The following is a 16,728-nucleotide window of genomic DNA, read 5'->3' as shown; positions in this document are numbered from 1 at the left end:
CTGCCGACCACATCTACGACCTCTGGACCACCACGTCCAGCCGCGTCGGCGGTAGGAATTCCCGTACGTACGTCCGCTGCCAGCACGCGCCCGTCTCCCGCAGTTCCTGCCAGGTGGTGTACCGGTAGCGGAAGAGGCGGGCCCGGACGTACCGGGGCGGTGCGTCCGGCGGGAACGGGGAGCGGCGCAGCAGCCGGAGCGTGTCCCGGTCGTTCTCCAGGAGCCGTTCCACCAGGGCGCCGAACCACGATTCGGCGTAGGCGGGGGAGAGCGCGGCGAACCACATCATCCAGTCGAGCCGCAGATGGTACGGGGCGAACTGACGCGGCCAGTGCCGTGGATCGCCGGGCTTGCCCCTGAACTCGTACTCCCGCCAGTCGGAGTCCTCGCGAGGTACGGCGTCGACCGTGCCCTCGACCACCACCTCGTACCGGATGCGGCTGACGCTGCCGAACGCCCCGTAGGTGTTCACCAGGTGGAGGGGGTCGAAGGAGCGGTTCATGACCTGGCGGCGGGAGATCATGTTGCGGACCGGACGGTAGCTCAGTGCCAGGAGCAGCGCGGCGACCGCGAGCACGACGACCTCGTACCAGAGCGGGGCACCGGGGACGTCCGGGGCCGTGCCCGGGAGCTCCAGGGCCGACAGGGCCAGCACGATCGTGATCCAGTTCAGCCAGGAGAAGTTGCCGGACAGGATCAGCCACAGCTGGGTGAGGATCATCAGGGCCGCGGCCGCCGTGGCGACGGGCTGAGGGGTGAACAGCAGCACGGGCACGACGAGTTGGGTGAAGTGGTTGGCGGCCACCTCGACCCGGTGCAGCGGCTTCGGCAGATGGTGGAAGAACCAGCTCAGCGGGCCCGGCATCGGCTGGGTCTCGTGGTGGTGGTCGAGGCAGGTCAGCCTGCGCCAGCACGCGTCGCCGCGCATCTTGATCAGCCCCGCCCCGAACTCGACGCGGAACAGGATCCAGCGCAGCAGGAAGAGCACCACGACCGGCGGGCCGATCTCGTCGTTGCCCAGGAAGACCGCGAGGAAGCCGGTCTCCAGGAGCAGGGACTCCCAGCCGAACGAGTACCAGGTCTGGCCGACGTTCACGATCGACAGATACATGACCCAGGGCACCAGCCAGAGCACCATGGCACCCCAGAGCGGCAGTTGACCGTCCAGCCCGGCGATCAGCGCCACCGACACCGCACAGCCGGTCCAGGCCCAGGCCGCGAAGAAGCGGTCGGAGTAGTGGAGATGGAACACGCTCGGCGCCTGCCGGAACGGCACCCGGGCCACGAACCGGGGCACCGGCAGCATGCCGCGCTCGCCGATCAGCGCACGGAACTGCAGCGCCGCGCCCAGGAACGCGACGAGATAGATCACGGCCAGAGCCTTCTGGAGGACCAGCCGGCTCATCCAGTACTCGGGGGCTGTGAACCACTCCACGGAGCCCGCTCCCTTCCCTTCCATTGTGACGCTGTGTGACTCTCTCCGGCTTGCGGCGTTCCCGGGACCGACGCAGACAATGGTGGACATATTGCCCGGGGTGGACCGGGACGGACGGGAGAACGTGGTGCGCATACCCACCAGAACCCTCGTCACGGCCTGCGTGCTCTCCGCAGCGCTCCTCACCGGCGGCTGCGGCGGTGACGGGGACAAGGCGTCCGACTCCGCCACCTCCGGCGGAGAGGTGTTCCTCCAGCCGGTCGCCGCCCAGGGTCCCGACCCCTTCACCGACTCCACGGCCACCACGACCGCGACCCCGCCGCCCGTCACCCGTACGCCCCAGTCCACGGCCACCGGAAACGCCACGGCCACGGCGGAGGGCGTCCGGTCCCTCTCCGGCGGCACGCCCGGCCTCTACGGCGGTACCCGGCGCGTCGGCAGCTGTGACGTCGACCGGCAGATCCGCTTCCTCACCGCCGACCGGGTCAAGGCGCGCGCCTTCGCACAGGCCGCCGGCGTCTCCCAGGCCGGCATCCCCGACTACCTGCGCGGGCTGACCTCGGTCGTGCTGCGCGCCGACACCCGAGTCACGAACCACGGCTTCCGGGACGGACGCGCCACCGAGTACCAGGCGGTCCTCCAGGCGGGCACCGCCGTGCTCGTCGACAACCGGGGCTTACCGCGCGTGCGCTGCGCCTGCGGGAACCCCCTCAAGCCGCCGGTCGCCCTCCAGGGAACCCCCGGGCACAACGGCCGCCCGTGGTCCGGCTACGAGCCCACCAGGGTCGTCGTCGTCACTCCGGCCCCGCGGGTGATCGTCGACATCACGATCATCAATATCCAGAACAACACCTGGATCGAGCGGAGGATCGGCGACCACGGCGGCGACAAGGACCGCATCGTGCCCGCGCCCCTCATCGACCCGCACAGCCCGCGCCCGGACGGATCCTCGCCGGCGCCGGACGAGTCGTCCTCCGATCGGCCGTCGCCCGACGGGTCGTCGTCGGAGAGCTCCACGGAGTCGGAAAGCGCCGACGAGTCCGCGAGCGACTGCGTGACACCGACCGTGACCGTCACCCCCGGCACCGCCGAGGACACTCCGACGGACGACTCCGCGGACACCACGTCCCCGGACCCCTCCGACTGCCCCACGGTCACCGTGACGGCCACCCCCTACCCCTCCGACGGCCTGGTGTCACCCCCGGACGGCACGGACACGGGCACGCCGCCCGACACGGACGTCCCCGACGAGCCCACCGTCGAGCAGCCCGAACCCCCGCTGGACTCACCGGCCGACTCCCTGATCCCCGACTAGGCCGGGCCGTGCGCAACCTGCCGTACATCCGTCGCCCGAGCGGTCCCCGGGGGCGTCCCACGGGTCGAGGAATCGCCCAAATCCTGGCAAGGTGGGCCCATGGTTGATCGGGGAGCGAGCGCCCTGTCACTCCCGGACGACTGGCCCGCCCACCCGGACCCGATCCTGGCGCTCAACCACATGGGCAGCTTCGACTGGGACCTGGACGCCGGAACCTTCCAGATGGATGCCCTGGCCCACGAGATCTTCGACGTGCGCCCGGACGAGTACGACGGCCGCCCCGAATCGCTGAGCATCCGGGTGCCGCCGACCGAGGGCCGCCGCCTGGACGCCCACGTCTCCCAGGCCATCAAGGACGGCAGCGAGAACTACGGGGCGTACTTCCGGGTCCGCCGCCGTGACGGCACCCTGCGCTGGACCCACACCCAGGGCTACATCCGGCGCGACGAGACGGGCCGTCCGCGCCGCATCATCGGCATCGTCCGCGACGCCACCGAGGAACTCGGCGAGGCCGAGGCCCGCCGGGAGCAGGCTGCCCAGGCCGAGGCCCGCCGCGAGCAGACGAACGTCGTGCAGATCACCACCGCGGCTCTCGCGCACGCCCACACCGTCCAGGACGTCATCGACGTCCTCAAGGACACCCACGGGGTCACCCACCTGGGCGCCACCAGCGTGGTCATGGGCCTGGTCGAGGCCGGCCGCATCCGGCTCGTCGCCGAGGGCCCCGAGGGCAGCTTCGTACCGGGCACGCTGGTCACCCGTATCGACGAGCAGTACCCGATGAGCGAGGCCGTGCGCACGCTCGCCCCGCGCTTCATCGAGTCGCCGGAGGAGTTCGCCGATTCGTACCCGCTGCTCTGGCCGCACATCACCGGTCTTGAGATCACCTCGGCCGCCTATCTGCCGCTCATCGCCCAGGCCAGACCCATCGGCGCCATAGGGCTGCTCTACAGCGACCGGCACGGCTTCTCGTCCCAGGACCGCAACGTCCTGGTCGCCCTCGGCAGCAGCATCGCGCAGAGCCTCCAGCGGGCCATGTTCTACGAGCAGGAGAAGGACCTCGCCCAGGGACTCCAGCAGGCCATGCTGCCGCGCTCCATCCCCAGCGTGCCCGGCGCCGACATCGCGGTCCGCTACCGCTCCGGCTCTCTCGGGCGGGACATCGGAGGCGACTGGTACGACGTGATTCCGCTGCCCGGCGGCCGCGTCGGGGCCGTCATCGGCGACGTCCAGGGCCACGACACGCACGCGGCCGCCGTCATGGGCCAGCTGCGCATCGTCCTGCGCGCCTACGCGGCCGAGGGCCACACCCCCGCCACCGTCATGGCCCGCGCCTCCGTCTTCCTGCACGAACTCGACACCGAACGCTTCGCGACCTGTCTGTACGCGGAGGCCGACCTGTCCACCGGTGTGGTGCAGGTCGTCCGGGCGGGCCACATCGACCCGCTCGTCCGCGACACCGACGGCAGCTGCCGCAGGCTGCCCGTCGAAGGGGGCCTGCCCCTGGGCCTGTCCGCCCTGTTCGGGCGCCTCGAATACCCGGTCAACACCCTCGAACTCGACCCCGGCCAGACCCTGCTGCTGTGCACCGACGGCCTCGTCGAACAGCCCGGGATCGACCTCGACGACGGCATGCAGACCCTGCGCGCGCTCATCTCCACCGGCCCCGACGACGTACGCGACCTCGCGGACCGGCTCATCGACGTGGCCGAGGAACGCGGCGGCGAGGACGACGTGGCGCTGCTCCTGATGCGGCGCCTCGGCCTGGACGCGCAGCGCCCCGGAGGCCGGCTCCAGCAGCACGTCGGACCCGGCGACCCCGAGGCGCTCGCCGAGGCCCGGCACATGATCCGTGCGGCCGTACGCGCCTGGGGCGCGGGTGAGAGGGCCGACGAGATCGAGCTGATCGCGGACGAGCTGATCACCAACGCCCTGATGCACACGGAGGGCTCCGCCATTGTGACGTTGCGTGTCCTCACCGGGCTCGACCGGCGGCTCCGTGTGGAGGTCGAGGACGCGTCCAGTGCGTTGCCGCGGCGGCGGGAGGCGGGGGAGTCCGGGGTCTCCGGGAGGGGGCTGCTGCTGGTGGACCGGCTCGCGGATGTTTGGGGGGTGGAGGCGAGGGGTGGTGGCAAGTGTGTGTGGTGCGAGTTCCTTGTGCCTGAGCGGGAGTGAGGGGGCGGGGGCTTGCGGGTGCGTTGTGGCGTGCGGGTCGTGGGGGCTTGTCGCGCAGTTCCCCGCGCCCCTGGTGGGGCGGTGGTGGCACCCTGGGATCTATGCCGGAGCTTCCCGAGGTCGAAGCGTTGAAGGACTTTTTGGTCGATCACCTGGTCGGTCGCGAGATCGTGCGGGTGTTGCCTGTGGCGATCAGTGTGCTGAAGACGTACGAGCCGCCGCTGAGCGCTCTCGAAGGGCGGGAGGTCGTGGCCGTGCACCGGCACGGGAAGTTTCTGGACCTGGAGACGGACGGCGGGCCGCGCTTCGTGACGCATCTGGCGCGTGCGGGGTGGCTGCACTGGAAGGACCGGCTTCCGGACGGGCCGCCGCGCCCCGGCAAGGGCCCGCTGGCGATGCGTGTCGCCCTGGAGACCGGCGAGGGCTTCGACCTCACCGAGGCGGGCACCCAGAAGCGGCTGGCCGTGTACGTCGTACGGGATCCGGGTGAGGTCCCCGGTGTCGCCAGGCTCGGCCCGGACCCGCTGGCCGACGACTTCGACGAGGCCCGTTTCGCGGAGCTGCTGCACGGCGAGCGGCGGCAGCTGAAGGGTGCCCTGCGCGACCAGAGCCTGATCGCGGGAGTGGGGAACGCCTACAGCGACGAGATCCTGCACGCCGCGAAGATGTCGCCCTTCAAGCTCGCCTCGGCCCTGACACCGGAGGAGACAGGGCGGCTGTACGAGGCCCTGCGGACGACCCTCGCCGACGCCGTCGAGCGCTCCCACGGACTCGCCGCGGGCCGGCTGAAGGCCGAGAAGAAGAGCGGCCTGCGCGTCCACGGCCGCACCGGAGAAGCCTGCCCGGTCTGTGGCGACACCATCCGCGAGGTCTCCTTCAGCGACTCGTCCCTCCAGTACTGCCCGACCTGCCAGACGGGCGGCAAGCCCCTCGCGGACCGCCGGATGTCCAAGTTCCTGAAGTAGCCGGGCGTCCGCGTACGGGCCCGTCAGGCACTTCCGCCTCAGGGGGCCTTGAGCGTCACCAGGGCCTTCCCGTCCGGGTTGCGCACCTCGTACCGGACGACCTCGTCGGGATGCAGTGCCGCCGCGCCCTGCATGGGCTCGGACGGCTTGCTCTCGACGGCCTCGCCGGTCTTCTCGGGCACGGTCCAGCTGAGTACGACCTGCTCCGAGTCGTCGCGGCCGATGGCCACGAGCTGGCAGCGCAGGAGACTCGGCGCGTTCTTGACCTTCAGGTCCACTTCGCTGCCCCAGGCACGGTTCAGGGTGGTGACCTCGGCCCATACGCCCGACGACGGGTCGGTCGCGGCGACCGTCTTGCCGCCGGAGGCCTCGTCCCCGGTGAAGACCGCGACCGCGGGGCCGCCCACGGCGAAGACCACCGCTGCGGCGACCGCGTACAGCCAGCGCCTGCGCCCGCTGCGGCGTGTCGCGACGACATCGTCCAGGAGCCGGTCCAGCAGGGCCGGCCCGGCCTGCGTCATGGGATGCACCGCACGTGGCGTCGCCTGGGCGTAAGCCCGCAACGACCGTGTGGTGGCTGCCAGTTCATGTATCTGAACCGCACACTGGGGACACTCCGTGAGGTGGTCCTCGAAGCGGAAGGCATCCGCCTCGTCCAGCACGCCGAGCGCATATGCGCCGACGTCGCGGTGGCGTTCCAGCGACCTCATACCAAATCCTCGGTGCCGATGGGGTGTGTGTGCGGGGAGTAGTTGCTTGCCCACCGGTACGCAGGAGACCGCCGAATCACTCAAGTCCCGTAGGAAACGAACCAAGAGATTCGGAGCGGACGGGCCCGCGGATTGGTCGAGGTTCAGAAAAAACTGGTCAGGGTAGTTGGAGGCGGAAGTGTGTCGGAAAATCGCTCAGAAAAGATGGATCGCCAGGTGCCCCAGTGGCAGCCCCAGCTGCCAGGCCGGTGTCCAGACCTTCGGGCCGTCGTCCTCCCCGATGACCGGACCGCCGCCCGGCACCGCGTCCAGGTCGGGCGCGAGCAGCTCGGTCTCCTCCAGCCAGCGCCAGGCCGCCGTCGCCAGGTCCAGGTCCGGCGCCGGACCACCCGCGTCGATCGCCTCGGCGGCGAGCCCGGCCATGCGCTCGCGGACCCAGTCCTGCCACGGCTGGTCGTACGCCGTCAGCGACAGCCACGTCTCCAGCTGTGTGACGACCCGGATGCCGGAGAGCTCACCGCTCGTGTCCGACAGGAAGATGGTGAGCGCCAGGGCGTCGCGCCCGGCGCGGAACTCGAAGGACGTCGGCGGCATCAGGTCGCCCGTCCGCAGCAGTTCGTCGGCGATGTACTCGGCGTACAACCACGCCATGGGGACGGTGAGTTCACCACCGCCCGCGCCGTCCGTGCTCTCTTGACCTCTGTGCAGCATCCCTTCCTGCCTTCCTCCGGTGCGTGCGCGTCGCCCGACCCCGGGCCCCAGTCCGGAACACGGATGAAGACAGCTGATTGCTCAACCATGGTCCTCGGCAAGGCGCTTTACGGAGGCTTGACCTAGCCTCCGGTTTCACCGCAGGTCGGCCGCGTATCCCGGAAGAACCCGGCGCAGGGCGCGCAGCGCGTAGTACGCGCGAGATTTCACGGTACCGGGCGGAATCCCCAGGGCCTCGGCGGCCTCCGCCACACTCGCCCCCCGGAAATACACCTGCACCAGGACTTCACGGTGCTCGGGAGTGAGTGTCTTCACAGCCTCCCGCACATCGAGGGTCGCCACCGAGCGTTCCGCGTGATCGGCCGCGACCCGTGCGCTCTCCAGCACGGCGTCCCCGACCTCGGCGGGCCGCGCCTGGCGGGCCCGTCGCGCGTCTATGGCAAGCCGCCGGCCGACCGTCAGCAGCCAGGGCCGTACGGAGTCGAAGTCGTCGGCTCGAAGCGCCTCGGGATGCTGCCAGGCGCGTACGAACGTCTCCTGCACCAGATCCTCGGCACGCTGGCGGTCTCCGTCGGAGAGCCTCAGCATCAGGGCGAAGAGCGGTGCGCCGTGCTCCCGCTGCAATTCGGCCAGCTCGTGCTCGGCGGTCGTCCTGCTGGTCATGGTCGTGGCGGCCGTCATGGCCGTATGCCAGCGCAGGGCGACCCGCCGGGACAGGCCACGGACACGGCTCGTCGGCAGACGGTCGAACCCGTCGACGAACGGTACGACGAACGGTCAACCGGGACGGAAGGCTCCGCCTCCGCATCTCGGTTCGCCCCAATGGCCCTGTCCTGGAACCCCGTTCGGGTCAGTGACAGTGGCGCCTTCTGGACTCCCATCGGCACGCTTATCCGGATACATATCGGTTCGTACTTAAATCCGACCGCATTGAGCGGTATTGAGCCGCAGGGGAGCGAGGCCGGGAATGGCGAGGACACCGCGCACCCGACAGGCGGTAACGGTCCTCGCGGTCCTGTGCTGCGCCGCAGTTGTCGCGAGCTGTCAAGGGCAGGACGGGCCGAACCGCCGGGGGAGCCCGGTCGGGGGCGGAGCCTCGGCGCAGAGCTTCACACTCGTCGCCTCCGGTGACGTCCTCCCGCACAGCTCGATCATCGACCGGGCGAAGGCCGACGCGGGCGGGTACGGCTACGACTTCCGCCCCATGCTGTCGGGGGTCAAACCCGTCGTGGCCCGCGCCGACCTGGCGATCTGTCACATGGAGACGGTCTACGGAGCCGACGGCCACTACACCGGCTACCCCACCTTCAAGTCCCCGCCGCAGGTGGCCGAGGGCCTCGCCGCGACCGGCTACGACGCCTGCTCGACCGCCTCCAACCACACCCTGGACGACGGCGCCGCCGGTATCCACCGCACCCTCGACGCGCTCGACCGGGCCGGGGTGCGGCACGCCGGATCCGCCCGCAGTGCCGCCGAGGCGAGCGCGCCCACCATCATGCAGACCGGCACCGCCAAGGTCGCCCACTTCGCGTACACCTACGGCACCAACGGCTTCCCGCTCCCGGCCGGCGAACCCTGGGCCGTCAACCTCATCGACCCCGACCGGATCGTCACGGACGCCAGGGCCGCCCGGAAGGCGGGCGCCGACGTCGTGGTCGTGTCCCTGCACTGGGGCACCGAATGGCAGGACGAGCCCGACACCAAGCAGCTCGCCCTGAGCAAGCGGCTCACCGGATCCCGCACGGACGGCCGCCCCGACATCGACCTGATCCTCGGCACCCACGCCCACGTCCCCCAGGCGTACGAGAAGGTCAACGGAACCTGGGTGATCTACGGGATGGGCGACCAGATCGCAGGCGAGATGTTCAACCACGGCGGAGCCCGGGATCCCCGCGGCAACGAGAGCACCATCGGCCGCTTCACCTTCGCCCCGCCGGAGAGGTCCGGCGACCGCTGGCGGGTCGAGAAGGCCGAATTCGTACCCCAGTGGTTCGACGTGGACTCGGGCCGAGTGGTCGACCTCAACAGCGCGATCGGCCAAGGAGCCGAGGTGAGCGCCGTACGCGACCGGATCCGCCGCGTCGTCCTCAGCCGGGGCGCGGCCGAGGACGGCCTGGTCATGGCGAAGCCGGCGCGCCAGTCGGAGTAGCGGGGCGCGTTGAAGCACCTCCCGGGCGTCCACCCTGAGGGAGCGCGTTGCCGTCCCCCCCGGCGCGCGCGCCGATGACACTGCCTACGCCGGTCGCCGCGCTCGGCGCTCTACGGCACCACCGTCACCGGCCACCGCCCCGCCTTCACCAGGCGGATCGCGACTGAACCGATGATCCGGTGGCCCGCCTGCTCGGAGGCGCCCACGACGACGGCGTCCGCCTTGAGCTGGTCCGCCGCCGAGACGAGGCCGTTGTACGGGTCGCCGCGGAAGGTGTGGAACTCCCAGCGCACATCGAATATGCCCTTGACCTGCTCGGTCCCCTCCCGGATCTGCTGGATCAGATCCTCGGCGATCTGGTCGGTCGTCTCCGCGACCGGAACCCCGAGCGCGGCACCGGCCGCCATCACCGGCTGGATGTACACCAGAGCGAGCAGCGCCCGCTGGCGCCGGGCCAGCCCCGCGGCGTAGGCGGCGGCGCGCAGGGACGAGTCGGAGCCGTCCACGCCGACCACGATGACCTTGGGCCCGTCGGTGCCCCGTTCGAACTGGTGGGAGTGCTGTTCCGTCACGGCGCAGAGGCTATCGGAACAGGCGGCTCCCGCAGCCGCCCGGGACCGCGCACGGGCGCGCTCGACAGGCGGCCGGGCCCCGCTCTTCCTACAGTCGAGAGCATGAATGCCGGCGTCCGGGCAGAAGCACCGAGGGACCCGAAGGACACGACAGGGCCGATACGCCCTTCGCGGGACGGTCTCCTCAGCAAGGTGCCCGAGGGATTCGCGGTCTTCTTCGCCGCCCTCGGCCTGCTCTGTCTGGTGCTGGCCTTCATCCCGCCACTGCGCAGGTTGCTGCGCCCGGTCGTCCACGTGCTGAACCTGGTCGTGGTCCCGGTCAGCGCGAACCTCGCGTACGCGGTCTTCCTGTTCCTCCTCGCCGCCGCGATCGCGGCCCGCAAGAAGATCGCCTGGTGGCTGGTCGTCGTCTACCTCGGACTGCTGGTCCTCGTCGACGTGCTGGGCACCGCGATGGGCCAGTACGCCGACTCCGTCCCCTCGCTCGTGGTCTGCGCCCTGGCCCTGGGCCTGCTGATCGTGGCCCGCCGGGAGTTCTACGCGGACTCGCGCAGGGCCGCGGTGCGCCGGGCGCTGGGCGTGCTGTTCGCCGGGCTGGCCGTGGCGATCCTCGTCGGCTGGGGACTCGTCGAACTCTTCCCCGGCACCCTGCCACGCGGCCAGCGGCTGCTGTGGGCCGCGGACCGGGTCTGCGGCGGACTCATCTCGGGCGGCGCCTTCGACGGGCGGCCACCCCGCCCGCTGTTCTTCTTCCTCGGCCTCTTCGGCGCTCTCGCGCTGCTGAACGCGGCCGCCACCCTCTTCCGCTCCCAGCGCCTGGAGGCGGCCCTGCACGGCGACGAGGAACGCCGCATCCGCGCGCTGCTCAAGGCGTACGGGGCGGACGACTCGCTCGGGTACTTCGCCACCCGCCGCGACAAGGCCGTCGTCTTCTCGCCCAGCGGCAAGGCCGCCGTCACCTACCGCGTCGAGGCAGGGGTGTGCCTGGCCAGCGGAGACCCCGTCGGCGACCGCGAGGCCTGGCAGCACGCCATCGGCGCCTGGCTCGACGTGGCCCGCCGCTACGCCTGGGCCCCCGCCGTCATGGGCGCCTCCGAGGAGGGCGCGAAGGCGTACGCGCGCTCCGGGCTCGGCGCTCTCCAGCTCGGCGACGAGGCGATCCTGCACGTCGCCGGCTTCGACCTCGACGGCCGCGACATGCGGGTGGCCCGGCAGGCGGTGGGCCGCGTCCGGCGCACCGGCGCCACCTGCCGCGTCCGCAGACACTCCACCCTCACCGACGAGGAGATGGAGGCGATCGTCGACAGGGCGGACGCCTGGCGGGACACCGAGACCGAGCGCGGCTTCTCCATGGCCCTGGACCGGCTCGGCGACCCCGAGGACGGCGACTGCCTCCTCGTCGAGGCGCTCGATTCCGACGGCAGACTGCTGGCGCTGCTGTCCCTCGTGCCCTGGGGCCGCGACGGCGTCTCGCTCGACCTGATGCGCCGGGACCGCAGCGCACCCAACGGCGTCATGGAGTTCATGGTCGCCGAACTGTGCGCGGTCGCCGGAAAGCTCGGTGTGCGCAGGATCTCGCTGAACTTCGCCGTGTTCCGCTCGGTCTTCGAGGAGGGCGCCCGCATCGGCGCCGGACCGGTCCTCAGACTCTGGCGCCGCCTACTGCTGTTCTTCTCCAAGTGGTGGCAGCTGGAGGCCCTCTACCGGTCCAACGCCAAGTACCACCCCGAGTGGTATCCGCGCTTCATCTGCTACGGGGACACCGCAGCCCTCGCCCGGATCGGTCTGGCCTCCGGCATCGCGGAGGGCTTCGTCTCCGTACCGTCGCTGCGCACGCTCTGGGGCAGGGGGCACGCGAAGGGCGGGCCGAAACCGGCGAGCACCGAGGGCCTGCCGTCGCTGTCGGCGCTCGGCCTCGACGGAGGGGACGAGGCCGGGGCCGCCGATCCGACCGCCGGACTGCCCGAACAGGTCCGCATCCGGCACCGCAAACTCGACCGTCTCCGCGCCGACGGCACCGACGCCTACCCGGTCGGCATCCCGCCCCGCACCCACACCCTCGCCGAGGTCCGCGAGGGGCAGCACGTGACCGTCGCAGGCCGCGTCATGCTCGTACGCGACTTCGGCGGCATCCTCTTCGCAGTCCTGCGGGACTGGTCCGGCGACTTCCAGCTCGCCCTCACCCGGAAGGACGCGGGGCCCGCCCTCGACCGGTTCCGCAAGGACGTCGACATCGGCGACCACGTCACCGTCACCGGCCTCACCGGTGTCAGCGACAAGGGGCAGCCCACGGTCTTCGTCACCTCCTGGCAGCTCATCGGCAAGTGCCTGCGCCCCCTGCCGGACAAGCGGCGCGGCCTCGCCGACCCCGAGGCCAAGGTGCGCCGCCGCTACCTCGACCTGGTCGCCAGCCCGGACGCCCGGGACGTCGTACGCGCCAGATCCACCGCCGTCCAGGCGCTGCGCCAGGGCCTTCTGGAGCGCGGCTATCTGGAGGTCGAGACGCCGATGCTCCAGCAGATCCACGGCGGCGCCAACGCCCGCCCCTTCACCACCCACATCAACGCCTACGACCTGGACCTCTATCTGCGGATCGCCCCCGAGCTGTATCTGAAGCGGCTGTGCGTCGGCGGCATGGAGAAGGTCTTCGAGATGGGCCGCACCTTCCGCAATGAAGGCGTCTCCTACAAGCACAACCCCGAGTTCACGATGCTGGAGGCCTACCAGGCCTTCGCCGACTACGACGTGATGCTCGACCTCGCCCGCGAACTGATCCAGGGCGCGGCGACCGCCGCTTTCGGTTCGCCGGTCGCCCGCAAGGACGGCACCGAGTACGACATCTCCGGGCTCTGGCCCGTCCGGACGGTCTACGGGGCGATCTCCGAGGCGCTGGGGGAGGAGACCGACGCCGACACGCCCCTGGAGTCCCTGCACCGGCTGTGCGACCGGGCGGGCGTCCCGTACACCGCCGAGCACGGCCGTGGCGATGTCGTCCTCGAAATGTACGAACGCCTGGTCGAGGAGAAGACCCAGCTGCCGACCTTCTACAAGGACTTCCCGACCGACGTCTCCCCGCTCACCCGCCAGCACCGCGTGGACCCGCGGCTCGCCGAGCGCTGGGACCTCGTCGCCTTCGGCACCGAGCTGGGCACCGCCTACTCCGAGCTGACCGACCCCGTCGAGCAGCGCCGGCGTCTCACCGCGCAGTCGCTGCTCGCCGCCGGGGGAGACCCGGAGGCGATGGAGCTGGACGAGGACTTCCTCGACGCCCTGGAGTACGCCATGCCGCCCACCGGAGGGCTCGGCATCGGCGTCGACCGGCTCGTCATGTTCCTCACCGGGCTCTCCATCCGCGAGACGCTGCCCTTCCCGCTCGTACGCCGCCGCTGAGCCGCCCCCCACCTCCGGGAGCTGCTCTCAACGGGTGCTTTCGTGCGTCCGCACCGGTGGACATGTGCTGAGACACACGTCGGCCGGGCGACTGATTACTCATGAATAAGGATCAGTTCCTCTCGCGGCGTCGGGCGTTGCTCGCCGGTGCCGCCGTGCTGGGAGCGGCGGGCGCGGCTGGCACCGTACAGGTGCTCACCGCCGACCCGGGCTCCCCGGTCCGGTCCTCCGCCGCTCCCGCCGCCGGTGCCCAGGCGAAACGGGCGGCCCTGAGACCCTCCGCCTACCGTCTTCAGCCCATCGCCGGATACGGGCCGGTCCGCGGCACGGCCGCGCGGACCCTCGTACGGCACCAGCCGTTCCTGCGTATGTCGGGGCGCGGCAAGAGCATGGTGCTGACCTTCGACGACGGGCCCGACCCCCGATACACCCCTGACTTCCTGCGCACACTCAAGGCCCACAAGGTGCGCGCCATGTTCTTCGTGTGCGGAGAGATGGCCGCCGAGCACAAGGACCTGTTGCGCCGGATGGCCGACGAGGGACACGTGGTGGGCAACCACACCTGGTCCCATCCGCTGCTGACGCGGCTGTCCCGGTCCGAGATCCGTTCCCAGATGGAGCGCACCTGCGATGTGATCGAGCAGGGAACCGGAGAGCGGCCAGGCTGGTTCCGTGCGCCGTACGGGGCCTGGAACCGGGCCGCCTTCCAGATCGGCGCCGAACTCGGCATGGAGCCGCTCGCCTGGACCGTCGACACCCTCGACTGGACCTCGCCCGGGGCCGGCGCGATCGAGAGCCGGGTCATCAAGGGCGCGGCCCCGGGCGTCGTGGTCCTCGGGCACGACGCGGGCGGGGACCGCACGCAGAGCGCGACGGCGCTGCGCGACTATCTGCCCCGGCTGCTGGACTCGGGATATCACATCATCGTTCCCCGGCGGCAGGCAGCATAGATCCGCGGAGTTCCACGGAACCGCAAGGATTCCGTGGAACTCCGCGGGATTTCACGAGCTTTCGCGGGATGCCGCCCGCCCGGCCGGGGAACGCTCAGCGAACCTCGATCAGGCGGGCGAACACGACGACGTTCCCGTCGTAGCCGTTCTGCTTGGAGAAACCGCCCCCGCAGGTGATGACGCGAATCTCGGGGGTTCCGGTGTTCCCGTAGACACGGTCTCCGGGGAAGTTGTTCTTCTCGAAGACCTCGATGCCGTAGATCTCGAACACGGCGGTCTTTCCGTCCTTGCGCAGGACATCCACGCGATGTCCCTTTTTCAGGGCCCCGAGTCCGTAGAAGACGGCGGGGCCCTGTCGGTTGTCGACGTGGCCGACCATGACGGCCGTGCCCTTCTCGCCGGGCGAGACCGCGCCCGAGAACCAGCCCGCGAGGTTCGGGTCCTCCGGCGGCGGCGCGTCCACCCAGCCCTCCATGTCGAGGCCCACGGGTGTGACGGGGGCGTCCACCCGGATCGCCGGGATGCTGATGCGGTCGGCCACCGAGAACGACAGGGGGGCCGGAACGCCCGTGCGCATCGTGTTGTCGGTGGCGCGGTTGCTGTCCGCGGCGGCGGCCGTCGCGGGCTGCGGGGGCCCGACGTCGAACTCTCCCGAACCATTCCGAATGAGAGCGAGGCCGGTCAGCAGGACAAGCGCTATCACGCCCCAAGGAGCGCGCCTCCTGGGGCGCTCCTCCTCTTCCGCCAGCTCGGACACGAACATTCGCAATCCCCTCTCGACGTGGCCGTCGCCACGTCCGTCGCGCATACGAGAACGCTAAGCGCAGTGCGCGCACAGGGCGACGGGAGAAGCGCGAACGGGTGGCGGAGCGGACTGCCGTGCGCCATCCGAGTTGCCATCGCCAGGAAATTTCTGACAGTCCGTGACCTGCGGCAATATCCGATTGTGTTCCTTTCTGTCGGCGTGTCCTCTCACCGGTACGGAGCATTCTCGAAATGCGGCCCTGTGCACGGCAACTGAGGGTCTGTCTGGGAGGCGTTTTCTCGCCGATCGACTCGGGGACGGTTCCCGGGGCGCCTTCCGCGGAGGATCACATGCGTACCAATCGTGCCCTGGCGGTCTCTGCGGTGGCGTTCGCCGCCGTCGGACTCGCCGCTCCCACGGCCGCGGCCTGGGACAACCCGAGCAACATCACCACCACGCCCAGCGTCATCGCCCGGGGAGGCCAGCTGTCGGTCAGCGTGGACGGCTGCCCGAACGGCGGCTCCATGACGTCGACGGCGTTCCCGCAGGCCAGACTCTCGCCCGTCGGCGGCAACAACGAGACCTCGAAGGGGACCGCCACCATCAACAGCTCGGCCAACCCGGGCTCGTACGACATCACGGTCCACTGCAGTGGCAAGACCCTCACCAAGCCGCAGGCCTTCACCGTCATCGGTGGTGTCCGAGGCGGTCTCGGTGGCAGCAGCTCCATCGGTGCCACTCCGGCGGACATCGCGATCGGCGGTGGCCTCGTCGGCCTCGCCCTCATCGGCGGCGGGGTGTTCTGGATGCGCCGCCGCTCCGAGAACAAGATCTGAGCGTGAACAGCCCTTCGCCCCGGACCCTCAAGGGTTCCGGGGCGAAGGGCTGTCCGGTGCGTCCGGTGGCGTCCGGCCGGTGTGTCGGGTGCGTCAGCCGCCGTGCTCGCCGGTGCGCCGCCGCGACCAGTAGTACGCCGCGCCGACCGAGCCCGCGATGAGCGCGGCTCCGAGGCCGATCTCACTCAGGTCGAAGCCGCCCGCGCCGCCGCCGACGCCCGCCTTGACGCCCCGGTGGACGGGGGTGTGCGTCGGCTCGCTGGGGCGGCCGGTGGCGATGGTGAGGTCCGTGTGGCCTGACTCGTTCCCGCACTGGAACGTCACCTCGTACACCGCGCCGGGCTTGGCGTCCCAGTCGACGGTGGCCGTGGCGGAGCCCTGTCCTTTGGGGATCGTCACCGTGTCGAAGACGCCCGAGGAGACCTTGGTGTCCGACTTGCAGCCGTTGACGGACAGCGAGACGCGCCCGCCCGCGGCGATGGTCGTGGGCGAGACGTTGAAGCCGAACGAGGTGATGTTGCGCTCGCCGTCGTCCCGGGCGGCGGCGACGGGTGCGGTGAGGGTCAGGGCGGTCATGCCCAGCAGTGCGGCACAAGCGACGCGTATCGCGCGCATGGTGAGTCCTCCGGGTCCCCGAGGCGCAGCCGCGGACCTTTTCCGCTGCGCCGTACATGCACCTCGATGATCGAAACGCTAGGAAGGTGCGGGCGCCGGCGCGATCGCAGTCGCGCGAATGGGGCAACCGTGTGGGCCGAACCGGGTATCCGATGCGTGC

The 16,728-nt window shown here is 70.8% G+C and carries 14 protein-coding genes; 7 read left to right on the top strand and 7 right to left on the bottom strand.

The genetic code is table 11. The features are described from left to right. Positions 1–13 precede the first annotated feature (13 nt). The gene (locus ACFWXQ_RS03150) at positions 14–1,435 is read right to left on the bottom strand and encodes a lipase maturation factor family protein (protein WP_383946273.1); all 1,422 of its coding nucleotides are present in this window, start codon (positions 1,433–1,435) and stop codon (positions 14–16) included. 100 nt (positions 1,436–1,535) lie between these two features. On the opposite strand from ACFWXQ_RS03150, the gene ACFWXQ_RS03145 reads away from it, so the two are divergent. From ACFWXQ_RS03145 to ACFWXQ_RS03135, 3 genes are all read left to right on the top strand, one after another. Then, entirely contained in the window at positions 1,536–2,750 is a 1,215-nt protein-coding gene (locus ACFWXQ_RS03145) for a DUF6777 domain-containing protein (RefSeq protein WP_383946270.1), read from the top strand. A 99-nt stretch (positions 2,751–2,849) separates the two neighbouring features. After that, positions 2,850–4,925: a SpoIIE family protein phosphatase gene (locus ACFWXQ_RS03140; protein ID WP_383946267.1), complete on the top strand. Its 2,076-nt coding sequence runs from the start codon at positions 2,850–2,852 to the stop codon at positions 4,923–4,925. A gap of 101 nt (positions 4,926–5,026) precedes the next feature. Next, positions 5,027–5,890 carry an Fpg/Nei family DNA glycosylase gene (locus ACFWXQ_RS03135; RefSeq protein ID WP_383946264.1) on the top strand — a complete coding sequence of 288 codons (864 nt, stop codon included), beginning with the start codon at positions 5,027–5,029 and terminating at the stop codon, positions 5,888–5,890. Positions 5,891–5,928: 38 nt separating this feature from the next. On the opposite strand, the gene ACFWXQ_RS03130 is transcribed toward ACFWXQ_RS03135, so the two are convergent. The 3 genes from ACFWXQ_RS03130 to ACFWXQ_RS03120 form a co-directional block, all read right to left on the bottom strand. Beyond that, positions 5,929–6,600, bottom strand: coding sequence for an anti-sigma factor family protein (locus tag ACFWXQ_RS03130; protein ID WP_383946261.1), 672 nt, complete (start codon positions 6,598–6,600; stop codon positions 5,929–5,931). Between the two features lie 195 nt (positions 6,601–6,795). After that, entirely contained in the window at positions 6,796–7,311 is a 516-nt protein-coding gene (locus ACFWXQ_RS03125; RefSeq protein WP_200394486.1) for a hypothetical protein, read from the bottom strand. A gap of 135 nt (positions 7,312–7,446) precedes the next feature. Then, the gene (locus ACFWXQ_RS03120; protein WP_200394485.1) at positions 7,447–7,992 is read right to left on the bottom strand and encodes a sigma-70 family RNA polymerase sigma factor; all 546 of its coding nucleotides are present in this window, start codon (positions 7,990–7,992) and stop codon (positions 7,447–7,449) included. Positions 7,993–8,278: 286 nt separating this feature from the next. Here ACFWXQ_RS03120 and ACFWXQ_RS03115 point away from each other — a divergent pair, with 286 nt between their 5' ends. After that, positions 8,279–9,460, top strand: a complete 1,182-nt coding sequence (locus ACFWXQ_RS03115) for a CapA family protein (RefSeq protein WP_383946257.1) — start codon at positions 8,279–8,281, stop codon at positions 9,458–9,460. A gap of 110 nt (positions 9,461–9,570) precedes the next feature. Here the strand turns inward: ACFWXQ_RS03115 and ACFWXQ_RS03110 are convergent, their stop codons facing one another. Continuing rightward, positions 9,571–10,032 (bottom strand): universal stress protein, encoded by a 462-nt coding sequence (locus ACFWXQ_RS03110; RefSeq protein WP_383946254.1) that lies wholly within the window; start codon positions 10,030–10,032, stop codon positions 9,571–9,573. A 102-nt stretch (positions 10,033–10,134) separates the two neighbouring features. On the opposite strand from ACFWXQ_RS03110, the gene lysX reads away from it, so the two are divergent. Together lysX and ACFWXQ_RS03100 are read left to right on the top strand one after the other, a co-directional pair. Further along, positions 10,135–13,422, top strand: coding sequence for a bifunctional lysylphosphatidylglycerol synthetase/lysine--tRNA ligase LysX (gene lysX / locus ACFWXQ_RS03105; protein ID WP_383946252.1), 3,288 nt, complete (start codon positions 10,135–10,137; stop codon positions 13,420–13,422). Positions 13,423–13,523: 101 nt separating this feature from the next. Next, entirely contained in the window at positions 13,524–14,372 is an 849-nt protein-coding gene (locus ACFWXQ_RS03100; protein ID WP_383946248.1) for a polysaccharide deacetylase family protein, read from the top strand. A 94-nt stretch (positions 14,373–14,466) separates the two neighbouring features. Here the strand turns inward: ACFWXQ_RS03100 and ACFWXQ_RS03095 are convergent, their stop codons facing one another. Next, positions 14,467–15,135 carry a class F sortase gene (locus ACFWXQ_RS03095; protein WP_383946297.1) on the bottom strand — a complete coding sequence of 223 codons (669 nt, stop codon included), beginning with the start codon at positions 15,133–15,135 and terminating at the stop codon, positions 14,467–14,469. A gap of 332 nt (positions 15,136–15,467) precedes the next feature. On the opposite strand from ACFWXQ_RS03095, the gene ACFWXQ_RS03090 reads away from it, so the two are divergent. Next, a complete protein-coding gene (locus ACFWXQ_RS03090) occupies positions 15,468–15,953 on the top strand; it encodes a hypothetical protein (protein WP_383946245.1) in 486 nt (161 codons plus the stop codon). Between the two features lie 93 nt (positions 15,954–16,046). Here the strand turns inward: ACFWXQ_RS03090 and ACFWXQ_RS03085 are convergent, their stop codons facing one another. Next, complete coding sequence (locus tag ACFWXQ_RS03085) at positions 16,047–16,568, bottom strand: hypothetical protein (protein ID WP_383946242.1); 522 nt, start codon at positions 16,566–16,568, stop codon at positions 16,047–16,049. Between the last annotated feature and the right edge of the window lie 160 nt (positions 16,569–16,728).

Source organism: Streptomyces sp. NPDC058697, from assembly GCF_042715345.1.
GTDB lineage: Bacteria > Actinomycetota > Actinomycetes > Streptomycetales > Streptomycetaceae > Streptomyces > Streptomyces liliifuscus.
The sequence above is the reverse complement of the archived record's forward strand: the minus strand, read 5'-3'. Positions and strand labels throughout refer to the sequence as shown.